This is a genomic window from Gardnerella sp. DNF01141, assembly GCF_049244255.1.
Taxonomy (GTDB): domain Bacteria; phylum Actinomycetota; class Actinomycetes; order Actinomycetales; family Bifidobacteriaceae; genus Bifidobacterium; species Bifidobacterium vaginale_E.
Window position 1 is genome coordinate 316,267 of sequence record NZ_CP058391.1, and the last position, 12,282, is coordinate 328,548.

Sequence of the window (12,282 nt, forward strand, 5' to 3'; positions counted from 1 at the left end):
TTGAATAGGCAAAGGCGCATACTTTATTTGCGTCTAAAAATTCTTAGCGGCAGCGTTACACTTCGTGCAGCAATGCAGGAAACAGCCATCGGCACAATCATAATAAGCGGAACGTCCACTAATTGCGCCACAAGTACAAGCGCAAACCATAATGATTTTCGACTTGCAGTCAATAGACTTGCAGCGCCAAAAATAGCAGACAGTAGTAATACTTCAGGCTGATTCAATAGCATGCTACCGATAAATGGAAGTTTCATACTTATAACGCCTACAACAAGACCAATGCAAGCGCCAGTTGAAATGCTCGGCTGCAGCACGCCACCGGAAGCACCAGCTCGCAAAACAATCAAAGTAGCAAACATTTTCATCATTGCAAGAAGTAGCAAAATAATCATAATATTCGAGACAACTTCAACATGCGAAGAAGTAGATACAGAAAAAGCAAGTTGAGAAAGCGACCTACCATTGCCCATAATATGCGGAAAACCGCAAGCTGAAACACCAATAACTAAGCCAGCTACAGGCATAAAACACAACATTTTTACGCCACGCAAAGCATGAGTGCGACACCAAACAATACCCAAACGAAAAACGTAGCCAACTAAACCGCACACTGCACCAACAGCAACAGCTAAAACGCAGATTTGCCAAGAAATCGCGCAAGAAAATTGCGGAATATTGTAATAACTAGAATGATGCAATAACAATTCAACAACAAACGCAGCAACATAATTCATAACAAGCGCAAAAGGAAAGCAATACATGCGCTCTGATTGCGCAATATTTTTAACTACATTAACCAATGCAGGACCATTTTCACGATTTAGCCACGCATAAAAACCAAGACCTTGAGTTTTACTAAGCAGACCTAATGCAAGTATAGTGCCAGCTAAAGGCGCGTGATACACTGCAGCCAAGCCAGCACCAGCAGCAGAGGCAATCAGCACGCGCTGAGTTTTAGCAGGCACATGAAAAATACGGCTGTAATGCTGAGCAATCATTGCGGCCAATTCTCGCGGGGCTACTTCCCTGCCGATTGAAATTCCAGAGCCAACAATGCCGATTTGCAGCAAAATGTGTGCGACAGTAGAAAAAATTGGCATATTGCTTCCGAAAACAGCTTGCGGAATTGTAACAATACGAGGAGGATTCTCTCTTTTGCGCAAAAAATACCAAGCTAGGCCGGCAATAGTCATAGAAATGGTTGTAGATAGCACGTAGCGATACCACGGAAGCGCTGAAAATACAGCGTTTTTAGCAGATTCAATTGAGCCAAAAGCAAGGTATTGTACTGCGTAAAAAATAAGCGTAAGAACTGTTGCACCTAAGCCTGTAAGAATACCGAGAAAAACAGAAGTTGCAGCAAATCGCGCTACTCGAATTGCGAGATTAACTAAACCGCCAAATCTTGAGCAAGATTCAGACTTTGTTCCAGAGCTACTATCCATAACTTCTCGCAATCCTTATATAAATAAGACCCGACAGAAAAATAATTCCGTCAGGTCTTACTTAAAGCCTTTACAAAGTAACTTAGAATTTAGTTAATTCTACTCTACTTCTACTTAGAAAGCTCGTCAGCAACAGCAGCAGCCTTAGTTGCAGCTTCTACGCTTTCGTTTTCTTCATCTTCTTCAGACAAGAATGCGCTCAAATCAAGAGCCTCGCCTTCAGAAACAAACTTTACAGCGCGCATACCAGCAAGCAAGCCCTTAGAACGAGCAACTTCCTGAACAGCAGAACCAAGCTGACCATTGTTCACGATTGCATTAATGAACTGGTTTGGATCCATGCCGTACTGCTGAGCAACAGAAATCAAGAAGTTAGTGACATCTGCCTGAGAAACGGATACATCCATCTGCTCAGCCAAAGCATCGAGAACCATCTGGTCGCGAATTTCCTTTTCTGCAGCCTTCTGAGCCTCATCCTTCTGCTTCTTAGTAGCCTTTTCAGGATCTGGAGTCATACCCTTCAAATGCTCAGCAACAGCCTTGTCCAAAACACCCTTTGGCACAGGAATTTCAACTTCTTCCTGAAGCTTAACGAGGAATGCGTCACGAGCGTTAGTGGCCTGACGACCTTCAGCAGCCTGTTCACAAGACTTGCGAATTTCTGCCTTCAATTCCTTCAAAGTGTCAAACTCAGAAGCTTCCTGAGCGAAATCATCATCAAGCTTTGGCAATTCCTGAGTCTTTACGGAATTAACCTTAACCTTAATCTGAGCCTTTTCGCCCTTATGCTTACCGGACTCAAGCTTGCCTTCAAAGGTGGTTTCTTCACCAGCAGAAAGGCTATCCAAAGCCTCATCCAAGCCGTCAAGCAAAACGCCAGAACCGATTTCGTAGCTAACGCCTTCCTGAGCGTCAACAACTTCATCGTTAATGCGAGCTTCCAAATCAATATTGGTGTAATCACCCTTAGTAGCTGGACGATCAACGCCAACCAAAGTTGCGAAACGCTGACGAAGAGCTTCCAAACGAGCCTTAACATCCTTGTCGGAAACCTTTGGCTTCTCAACTTCAATCTCAACGCCCTTGAACTTGTTCAGCTTGAACTCTGGACGACGCTCAACGGTTGCAACAAACTTAAGAGTTGTATCAGCCTCAGTAGACGTTGGAACTTCCTGAACGTCAAACTCTGGCTGATCCATTGGGCGAATCTTCTTTTCTTCCAAAGCATTGGAATAAAGCTCTGGTACAGCGGAATTAACGGCTTCACCAGCAACGGCTGCAAAACCGACACGCTGATCTACAATCTTGCCCGGCACATGACCCTTACGGAAACCTGGCACGTTAATTTGCTTTGCAATCTCCTTACGAGCCTCATCCAAGAATGGCTTGAAGTCTTCGAGATCTGCGGTGATAGTGAGCTTAACCTTAGTTGGCTCAAGATTCCTGACGCTGATTTTCACGCTTGCGCTCCTGAAATTACGTTTTCTACCTTCTGCCGTATGGCACAACCGTTACATGATAGCGCGAGTTACGGACTCAGCAATAAGTGCAACTTGCCATGGCCTAGCGCCTTGTTCCAAAAAGAAGGAATAAACGTCAACATCCGTAATATTTTCGCACCAACATAAGTTACGAATAATTTGCGGTTTAATAATGACTTCTACTGGAGTATGCGTGTCTTGCGAAATACTTGTAAGAACTGCTCGAATTCGTTGCAAACGCTCATATCTAGCGGGATGATGCTCTTTCCAATAGCGCATTGAGCGAGGTGCGGATTGCGAATCTTGAGACTGTTGCAAACTTTTAGAATCTTTAAAATCGTCAGAATCATTATGCGCAATTTCCGAAAAATCATCCATGGCTGTTTCGCCAGATTTTGCACGATTAAGCGCTTTTTCAATAATATTCTTCCAAAGAGATGGCTTAATTTTGCGCTGAATTGGCGCGTAACGTTCAAACATTTTGTCTTGTTCGCTGCCTGTGTGAATGCGCACACGCTCGTTTAGTGAACGAATAGAACGAAAATCGCGAGCATTACGCGGCTTACGCTTTCCGGCTTCAATAATTGCTGAGTCAGAAAGCAAAAGATTAGGCGCAATATCGTATTTTTGAGCTAAAGCATCACGCTCTTGCCACAAGTCTTTTGCAATTATTAAGCCAACACGATCGTGCATAAGAACATTTATATGCGAAATTTTAAGCCACGGACGAGGATGAGGCGCTTTCTTTTGCGCGCCCTTTATAAGCAAGTGCTTAAATTCTTCTTTAGCCCAATCCAATTTTCCTTGCTTTTTAAGTTCGCCGCGCATCACTTCTTCTAGTTCGATTAACAGCTCAACGTCTAAAGCCGCGTAATTTCGCCAATCTCTAGGAAGAGGGCGGTAAGACCAGTCCGCTGCAGAATGTTCTTTTGCGAGCGTCAAACCCAAATAATATTCGGTTACAGAACTTAAGCCGAAGCGCTTTCTGCCAAGTAATTTAGCCGCGATTTCCGTATCAAATAAGTCACGCGGACGCAAACCAATGTCGAAAAATCCTGGCAAATCTTGCATAGAGTCGTGAATAATCCAAGGCGAATCCCCTATTGCCTCGTTAAACTCATGCCAATCAACACCGAGCTTCTTAAGAGAGACAGGATCAAGCAAACCAATTCCTGCACCCTTGCGTTTAAATTGAATCAACCAATCTTCATGATTGTAGCGAAAACCGGAAGCTCGCTCAGCGTCCGCAGCCAAAGGGCCAGAGCCCGCTGCCAATAAACTGCAATATTCTTTATATGCTTCAAGCGTATCAATGACTTCTGGAACACCGTCTCTAGGCTCTTTTAAGAGCTTTGGTTCCTCGTTCAAGTACGCCTCCCGATTGCATGCTTTACCCAAATTCTTACGTTTTTTGCAAAATATTCTGTACTTTTTGCAAAATATCCGTAAAAAAATATTTAAGCCGTGTTGAAAGATTATGCATCTTTTAACACGGCTTCAACTTTCGCACACAACTACGACTATTCAAAAATAAATAATCAAATAAATAATCAAATAAATAATCAATCTGTTTTATTGTTTGCTATTTCGTCATTTATGTGCTTAACAAGCTTAGTTTTAAGGAATCTAGTAAGAGTAAATGCGACTGCCGAAACTAAAACTGTTGGGATAACATAGAGAGAATGTAAACCTAAATCTCTTATTGGGAAAGTGGCAAGTTCTGTAGCAATGGTTATAGCAATAGATATTATTGGCACTTCAATAAGAAGTTTCTTATCGAAAGATGCAACAATATTTATCGGCAACAAAATTATCGGCAAAACAATTAAAATAACAAGCGCTGTGCCAAAGCCAAACTGATCGTTACACCGTGCAAAAATAGCTAACGCTAATGCAAAAGCTAATGCAATCCAACAACCTATTCTGCGCTTCATTGCGTATCCTTTCTCTAAAAAGGGTGTTTGTGTAATTATACAAAATCCTTTAAAAAAAAAAACAATACTATACGCAAAGATTGCCTAAATTACAGTTACATTTTTGACGCAATTTAAATGCAGTCTAAACGCAGTCTAGTAAACAACAAAACCGTGGTCTTTGAACTGGTTTACAACTCGCTCTTTAAGCGCCCTAGAAGGACCTTTTTGATTCTCAAGAGGGTACGGAATCCTAAGCTCATGCCACTTTGGGCGGCCTAGTTGATGGAAGCCAAGCACGTCGATATGCTCAACAGCATCCCCAAACGAATCGCAAATTTCGGCAACTTTTTCAACGTTTTCTTCGCTGTCGGTCAAACCTGGAACTAGCACAAAACGCACCCAAATCTTCTTACCAGCCTTCGCCAAGCGCTGACCAAAATCAATAGTTGGCTGAAGCAAGCCGCCGGTAACTTTTTTATATGTTTCTTCAGTTCCGGATTTAACGTCAAGAAGGCAAAGATCAATGTCTTCAATCATTTCGTCCGTGTAATTGCGATTCAAAAAGCCGGAAGTATCCAAGCAAGTGTGAACGCCCATTTCTTTTGCAGCACGAAAGACTCTAGATACAAAAGCTGGTTGCATCATGGATTCGCCGCCAGAAAAAGTGATTCCGCCGCCTGTTGCCTTAAAAAGACTTTGATAACGGTCAACTTTTTTAATCATCGCATCTAAGTAGACAGGCTTGCCGTCGCGCATTTTCCAAGTATCAGGATTTTGGCAATACTGGCAGCGAAGCGGGCAACCGCTCATAAACACTGTCATACGAGTTCCAGGGCCGTCAACAGAAGTGTTAATATCCCACGAATGCACGAACCCAATATCGCCTGTTTTAAGAGCTACTAAGCGATCTTTACGATCCAAACCAATTGGCGACTCAAAGCCGGAAAGTCCACCCATTAAAGTTTGACGAGCATACTCTTTTGACTCTTTGAGCATATGCTGAGTAGTAGTACGAAACGCTGTATTTTCAACCACTTTTCTGCCCTCCAAACTTATTTAGCTGTGTGTAACTATTGCAATGTGTAACTGTTGCAACAGTAAACTTGCGTCTAACCGTTGTGCAAATAAGTAAACCGGGAGCGAAGCTAAGCTCGCTCCCGGCGCTCATAGATTAGATGAGTCAGTCAGAGACTGATCCTTGATGGAACGTACGAGAAATAACGTCGAGCTGCTGTTCCTTAGTGAGCTTCACGAAGTTCACTGCGTAGCCAGAAACTCGCACCGTCAAATGCGGGTACTTTTCTGGATGTTCAACTGCATCCTCGAGCTGTTCCTTACGCAACACGTTAATGTTTGCGTGATACAGTCCGTGACCGTTGCCAGCATCCAGAATGCCGACCAAGTTATCAATCCTCTCACTTTCATCTCGACCTAAACCATCAGGAGTAATGGTGTTGGTCAGTGAGATGCCATCGAGGGCATCGTCATAATCAATCTTACCAACAGAAAACATAGATGGAAGCATTCCGTGAGAATCCATTCCATTTTCTGGGTTTGCTCCTGGTGCGTACGGCGTGCCTTTTTTGTGTCCAGATGGGAAAGAACCGGTGTTTTTGCCGTATTCAACGTTAGAAGTAATTGTCAAAATTGATTGTGTCGGCACGGCGTTTCTATACACAGGCAAACGCTTCACCTGGCCCATAACTGTGCTTACAACCCACTTTGCCAAGTCGTCGGCGCGATCATCGTCGTTACCGTAGATTGGGAATTCGCCAACCGTCTTGTAGCCGACCACCAAATCGTCGTCTGCGCCTTCGATGTACTCGTACTCGTGGCCTTCAGTATTCTTAGCATCCTTGTTGTAGATTGGGTAAACCTTTGCATACTTCAAGGCAGCCAAAGAATCCGCTGCAATAGACAAGCCGGACATACCGCAGCCAAGCGTACGGTAGACTTCCCTATCATGCAAAGCCATTTCAATGGACTCGTAAGCGTACTTATCGTGCATGTAGTGGATTATGTTCAAAGCCTCAATATAAGTCTCGGAAAGCCATTCCAAAGCCTTCTCGTAGTTGGCCTTGACTTTCTCATAGTCGAGAGTGCCGTCAGCTTCTGGACGAATTGGTTCAATAACGCCCTTGTCAATAACCTGCATGCCGGTCATTTCATCGCGGCCACCGTTAATAGCGTAAAGCAAAGCTTTAGCGGAGTTCACGCGGGCTGCAAAGAACTGCATTTGCTTACCAACGCGCATTGGCGAAACGCAGCAAGCAATAGCAGCATCGTCACCCCAGTGCTCACGAATGTCTTTATCTGACTCGTACTGGATTGCAGAAGTGTCAATAGAGATTCGTGCGCAGAAACGCTTGTAGGCTTCTGGAAGCTTTGGATCCCAGAAAATGGTGATGTTTGGTTCTGGCCCTGGTCCAAGATGCTCAAGAGTCAAAGTGTTGAGCAGACGGAAGGAAGTCTTGGTTACGAAAGTGCGACCATCCTCGCTAAAGCCTGCATCGGACCAAGTTGCCCAGTAAGGATCTCCCGAGAAGATTGCGTCGTAATCCTTAGTACGCAAGAAGCGCACAATACGAAGCTTCATAACAAGAGCATCAATAATTTCCTGAGCATCGGTTTCGTTAATTAAACCGGCCTTCAAATCGCGCTCAAAGTAGCAATCGAAGAATGCGGAAACGCGGCCGAAGCTCATTGCAGCGCCATCCTGGCTCTTAACAGAAGCAAGGTAGCCCATGTAAGTCCACTGAACAGCTTCCTTAGCGGTTTGAGCTGGACGAGTCAAATCCAAACCGTACTCGTTACCCAAGTTAATAAGCTGCTTCAAAGCCTTAATCTGCTCGTCATGCTCTTCGCGGAAGCGAATCCAATGCTCAATTTCAGTCTCGGTAAAATCGTTGCGGTATGGAATCGAATCCTTATCACGCTTCTTGAACTCAATAAGCATGTTCACGCCGTACAAAGCCACGCGACGATAATCGCCAATAATACGGCCACGGCCGTAAGCATCTGGCAAACCGGTTAGAATCTTGTTGTGGCGAGCAATCTTAATATTCTTGGTGTAAACACCAAACACGCCATCGTTATGCGTCTTGCGGTAAACGGTAAAGATCTTCTTAATTTGAGGATCTACTTCCTTACCAGCTTCCTTAATAGCCTGCTCAACCATTCGCCAACCACCGTTTGGCATCATAGCGCGCTTGCAAGGCTCATCAGTTTGAAGACCTACGATTACGTTATCTACTTCTGGGCTTTCAATGTAGCCTGCTGGCATTGCGTCAATTCCTGCAGGAATATGAGTTTCAACATCGTATACGCGACGCTCACGCTCAACAGCCAAGTAATTGTCGTCAAGATACTTCCACATGTGCTTCGTTTTTTCTGTGGCATTAGCCAAGAAGCTTTCGTCGCCTTCATATGGCGTATAGTTCTTCAAAATGAAGTCACGAACGTCAATATCTTTCTGCCAGTTGCCACTTTCAAAACCGTCCCAAGCTTTGGTGCGAAGATCCTCTTCGTTGAGAACGGAAGCATCAACCGATGTCATTTTTAAGCTCCTTTTGTAATGCAGCGCACCTTCACGCTGTCTTAATAACAATATTAAGGCATGCGTAGAAGAGTGCGCGAGGAGTTTTGCAAGAAATCTAGTGAGATATGTCACATTTTATTCGCGAAAAGCGGTTGTAACAGGCATTCTGCGATCCCTACCAAAAGCAATAGCGCTTACTTTTGGACCCAACGGATACTGCCTGCGCTTCCACTCTGCGCGATCTACCAAACGCATAACCGTATCTACCGTATGAGAGTCAAAACCGTCGGCAAGCAAATCAGCTCTTCCGTGAGCATGCTCAATATGGGCTTGTAAAACACGGTCAAGAAGCTCGTATTCTGGCAAAGAATCGGAATCTTTTTGCCCCGGACGAAGCTCCGCGCTAGGCGGCTTAACAATAGAGTTTACTGGAATCAAAATGCCGTCTTTAGGAGTATCTTTCTTTTTAGCATCCTCAAAACCAACAATTTTTAGCATGCCAACGCCTACTCCGGCTTTAGCTGCACGATTTCGCCAGCGAGAAAGAGCCCAAACACGCGTTTTTAGCAAATCTTTAATAGGAGCATACCCGCCTACCGCATCTCCGTAAATTGTTGAGTATCCGCAAGCAAGCTCTGATTTATTGCCAGTTGCGAGCGCCAACACGCCGAGAGAATTTGAGTAAGCCATTACGATTACTCCACGAACGCGAGCCTGCAAGTTTTCTGCAGCAACACCTTGCAAGGAAAGTTGCGATTGGAAAGCTTTAAAAAGCGGCTCAATCGGCTGCACGTCGTAGTGCGCTCCAATGCGCTCAGCTAAATCGCAAGCATCATCTTTAGAACCGTCAGAAGAATACATGCTCGGCATGGAAATTCCGTGAACGTTTTCGCCGCCACACGCGTCCGCAGCCATAGTTGCAACTAAAGCTGAATCAATACCGCCAGAAAGACCTAAACACACGCCTTTAAAACCATTCTTACGCATGTAGTCGCGAAGACCAAGAACGCAAGCGCTGTAAACTTCTTCGTCTGAATCCAGTTTTGGAGCAATACTAGAAGATTTTTGAGAAGAAAGCGAAGTGTCAAAATCAATAAAAGACAAGTCTTCGGCAAACATTGGCGATCGCTCGAGCAAAGTTCCGTCTAGATCAACAACAAAACTTCCGCCGTCAAATACTAAATCGTCTTGGCCACCAACCTGATTCACGTACACAACCGGAGCATGAACTTCCGCAGCCCGCTTTTTAGCCAAGTTCAAGCGCACATGAGTTTTACCTTCCTCGTAAGGAGAGCCGTTCATTGTTACAAGCGCATCAATACCAAGTTCCGCCAAGCGCGCAACAGGTCCGCCATCTTGCCAAATGTCTTCACAAATAGCAAAACCAAGGCGCATATTATTAATCTGCAAAATTTCGCACTTATTTCCGGAAGAGAAAATACGAAACTCGTCAAAAACGCCGTAATTGGGCAAAAAATGCTTATCGTACTTAAGCACTGACTCGCCTTCGTGCAGCACAAGCAGACGGTTACGAGGCTTTCCGGCAGACTCGTCGAAACCAACAGTGCCAACTACTACGTAAAGCTCCCCCAAGCCTTCTTCCGCAAGTTTTTTAGCAAGCGAATCTGCAGCTTTTTGCGCGGCAGCACGGAAAGTTCCTCTTAAAGCAAGATCTTCAATCGGATATCCGGTTAATGTCATTTCTGGAAACACAACCATATTCGCACCATTATTTGCGGCGCAAGTTGCGTATTTCACTACTTTTTCAACATTGCTATCAATGTTTCCAACGCAGGTATCTATCTGCGCTAATGCCAATCGCAAAAAACTCATATTTCCTAGTTTAATAGCATGCGTTACGCAAGTAAGCGACGTGTTGAAAAACTTATTTTTTCCCCGCACATGCCGTAAGCATGCGGATTAGTAACACGTCATAAATATTACTAATAAGCAAATTGTAGAATTCTTGATTTTTCTGGCCTATATTGAGAACTCGTTACTCGCGAAGGGGAGAAACGTAAAAACAAAATAAAAGAAAAATAAAAACAAACAACAACAAAAACAACAAACAAACAGGTAAACAAAACCACAACCAAGGAGAAGGAAATATGCGCAGGATTAAGGTTATTGCATCGCTCACAGCACTCGCAGCGCTCGCAACTTTTGCTTTAAGCGGATGCGGAAGCGCTAAAGGCGCAAACGGCAACGACAAAACCATTACCGTAGCAGCAACGCCAACACCACATGCTGAAATTCTTAACAATGTTGTGAAACCAATTTTGAAAAAAGAAGGTTACAAGCTTGTTGTTAAGGAATTCACCGACTACGTTCAGCCAAATGCTGCAACCGAAGAAGGCGAAGTTGACGCAAACTACTATCAGCATCTTCCATACTTGGACAACTACAATAAGGAAAAGGGCTCGCATCTGATTTCAATTGCAGGAATCCATTTTGAGCCATTTGGACTTTACCCGGGAAAGACAAAAACCATTAAGGATTTAGCTAACGGCGCTACTATTGCAGTTCCAAACGATCCTTCTAATGAGGCCCGCGCACTTCTGCTTCTTCAGGATGCCGGCTTGCTTAAGTTGAAGAATCCAAAGGATGTAAAATCAACAGTTAACGACATTACGAGCAATCCTAAGAATTTGAAGTTCAAAGAGCTTGACCCGTCTGCAGTTCCAACAGCTATTAAGGATGTTGATCTTGCTGCAATGAACGGAAACTACGCTATTCAGGCTGGTTTTAACCCAACTAAGGATCCTCTTACTTCCGAAAAAGTTGGTGGCATTGCCGCTAAAACTTACGAAAACATTATTGTTGTAAAGAAGGGTTCAGAAAAGCTGGCTAAGATTAAAGCCTTGATTAAAGCTTTGAAAACAAGTGCGGTTCGCGATTATATTACCAAGAATTATAAGGGCGCTGTGCTTCCAGTTTTCTAAAGAATAACAAGTAGCCACATACTGCCGCAAGGTGTGTGCTTTGCGGCAGTATTTTTAGTATTTTTTAGTTTGTAATATACGTAGTGTAGATATTTTAGTTAAGTATTGAACTTACCTAAAGTATCCTAAGAATAATAAGCTGTTAGGGAATAAGCATGATTCAGATTGAACATCTTCATAAAAGCTACGGAAAAGGTAGCGAAGCGCATGAAGCATTGCACGATATTAATCTCACCATTGAATCTGGCGAAGTATTCGGAATACTTGGCTCTTCTGGTGCCGGTAAATCTTCATTAGTGCGCTGCATGAATCTGCTTGAAAGACCAACTTCCGGAAAAGTTATAATTGACGGCAACGATATTAGCGAAGTAAAAGATAAAGAGCTTGCTAAAGTTCGCGCGAATATTGGAATGATTTTCCAAAACTTTAGTCTTTTCCAGCAGCGAACAGTATTGCGAAACGTAACTTTTCCGCTTGAACTAAATCACACTCCAAAAAAAGAACGTGAAGAGCGCGCACACTATTTGCTTGACTTAGTTGGCTTGCAAAATCTTGCAGACCGCTACCCTAGCCAGCTTTCCGGCGGGCAACAGCAGCGCGTAGCAATCGCTCGAGCCTTGGCAAATAATCCTTCGATTATGCTTTGCGACGAAGCTACAAGCGCACTCGACTCCACTACAACAGCTCAAATACTTGACTTATTGCGCCGAATTAACCGCGAGCTTAACGTAACACTCGTTATTATTACGCACTCGTTGGCAGTTGCTAGAAATATTTGCGACCGTGTGGCAATGATTGACGGCGGAAATATTGTGGAATTAGGAGATACTGCAGAACTTTTCGCAAATCCACAAAGCGATATTTTGCGCACGCTTATTGCAGACGACAAAGTAGAAAATCATAGAAATAAGAAGAGTTTTACCGAAAACTACACACTTGCAGGCGAGGTGAAGTAAA

9 protein-coding genes are annotated in these 12,282 nt (G+C 43.9%); 2 read left to right on the forward strand and 7 right to left on the reverse strand.

Annotated features, from left to right (window positions below; all coding sequences use genetic code 11):
• Positions 1-23: 23 nt before the first annotated feature.
• The 7 genes from HXT35_RS01205 to HXT35_RS01235 form a co-directional block, all read right to left on the reverse strand.
• Positions 24-1,448 carry a chloride channel protein gene (locus HXT35_RS01205; protein WP_004127271.1) on the reverse strand — a complete coding sequence of 475 codons (1,425 nt, stop codon included), beginning with the start codon at positions 1,446-1,448 and terminating at the stop codon, positions 24-26.
• A gap of 110 nt (positions 1,449-1,558) precedes the next feature.
• Complete coding sequence (gene tig, locus HXT35_RS01210; protein WP_421788187.1) at positions 1,559-2,908, reverse strand: trigger factor; 1,350 nt, start codon at positions 2,906-2,908, stop codon at positions 1,559-1,561.
• 51 nt (positions 2,909-2,959) lie between these two features.
• Entirely contained in the window at positions 2,960-4,297 is a 1,338-nt protein-coding gene (locus HXT35_RS01215; RefSeq protein ID WP_421788189.1) for an HRDC domain-containing protein, read from the reverse strand.
• Positions 4,298-4,491: 194 nt separating this feature from the next.
• Positions 4,492-4,863, reverse strand: coding sequence for a hypothetical protein (locus HXT35_RS01220; RefSeq protein ID WP_004127264.1), 372 nt, complete (start codon positions 4,861-4,863; stop codon positions 4,492-4,494).
• A gap of 135 nt (positions 4,864-4,998) precedes the next feature.
• The gene (pflA, locus tag HXT35_RS01225) at positions 4,999-5,880 is read right to left on the reverse strand and encodes a pyruvate formate-lyase-activating protein (RefSeq protein ID WP_004127262.1); all 882 of its coding nucleotides are present in this window, start codon (positions 5,878-5,880) and stop codon (positions 4,999-5,001) included.
• A 145-nt stretch (positions 5,881-6,025) separates the two neighbouring features.
• On the reverse strand, positions 6,026-8,401 hold the full coding sequence (gene pflB / locus HXT35_RS01230) for a formate C-acetyltransferase (RefSeq protein ID WP_004137380.1): 2,376 nt from the start codon (positions 8,399-8,401) through the stop codon (positions 6,026-6,028).
• 117 nt (positions 8,402-8,518) lie between these two features.
• Positions 8,519-10,216 (reverse strand): NAD+ synthase, encoded by a 1,698-nt coding sequence (locus tag HXT35_RS01235; RefSeq protein WP_421788191.1) that lies wholly within the window; start codon positions 10,214-10,216, stop codon positions 8,519-8,521.
• A 275-nt stretch (positions 10,217-10,491) separates the two neighbouring features.
• Between HXT35_RS01235 and HXT35_RS01240 the strand changes: the two genes are divergently transcribed.
• On the forward strand, positions 10,492-11,325 hold the full coding sequence (locus HXT35_RS01240; protein WP_019261068.1) for a MetQ/NlpA family ABC transporter substrate-binding protein: 834 nt from the start codon (positions 10,492-10,494) through the stop codon (positions 11,323-11,325).
• A gap of 155 nt (positions 11,326-11,480) precedes the next feature.
• Positions 11,481-12,281 carry a methionine ABC transporter ATP-binding protein gene (locus HXT35_RS01245; protein ID WP_004137385.1) on the forward strand — a complete coding sequence of 267 codons (801 nt, stop codon included), beginning with the start codon at positions 11,481-11,483 and terminating at the stop codon, positions 12,279-12,281.
• The last annotated feature ends 1 nt before the right edge of the window (position 12,282 follow it).

What these genes read in the sequence shown, in the direction of transcription:
- HXT35_RS01220 (WP_004127264.1), bottom strand. Translation starts at nt 4,863, where the DNA reads ATGAAGCGCAGAATAGGTTGTTGGATTGCATTAGCTTTTGCATTAGCG.
- HXT35_RS01235 (WP_421788191.1), bottom strand. Translation starts at nt 10,216, where the DNA reads ATGAGTTTTTTGCGATTGGCATTAGCGCAGATAGATACCTGCGTTGGA.
- HXT35_RS01240 (WP_019261068.1), top strand. Translation starts at nt 10,492, where the DNA reads ATGCGCAGGATTAAGGTTATTGCATCGCTCACAGCACTCGCAGCGCTC.
- HXT35_RS01245 (WP_004137385.1), top strand. Translation starts at nt 11,481, where the DNA reads ATGATTCAGATTGAACATCTTCATAAAAGCTACGGAAAAGGTAGCGAA.
- HXT35_RS01205 (WP_004127271.1), bottom strand. Translation starts at nt 1,448, where the DNA reads ATGGATAGTAGCTCTGGAACAAAGTCTGAATCTTGCTCAAGATTTGGC.
- pflB (WP_004137380.1), bottom strand. Translation starts at nt 8,401, where the DNA reads ATGACATCGGTTGATGCTTCCGTTCTCAACGAAGAGGATCTTCGCACC.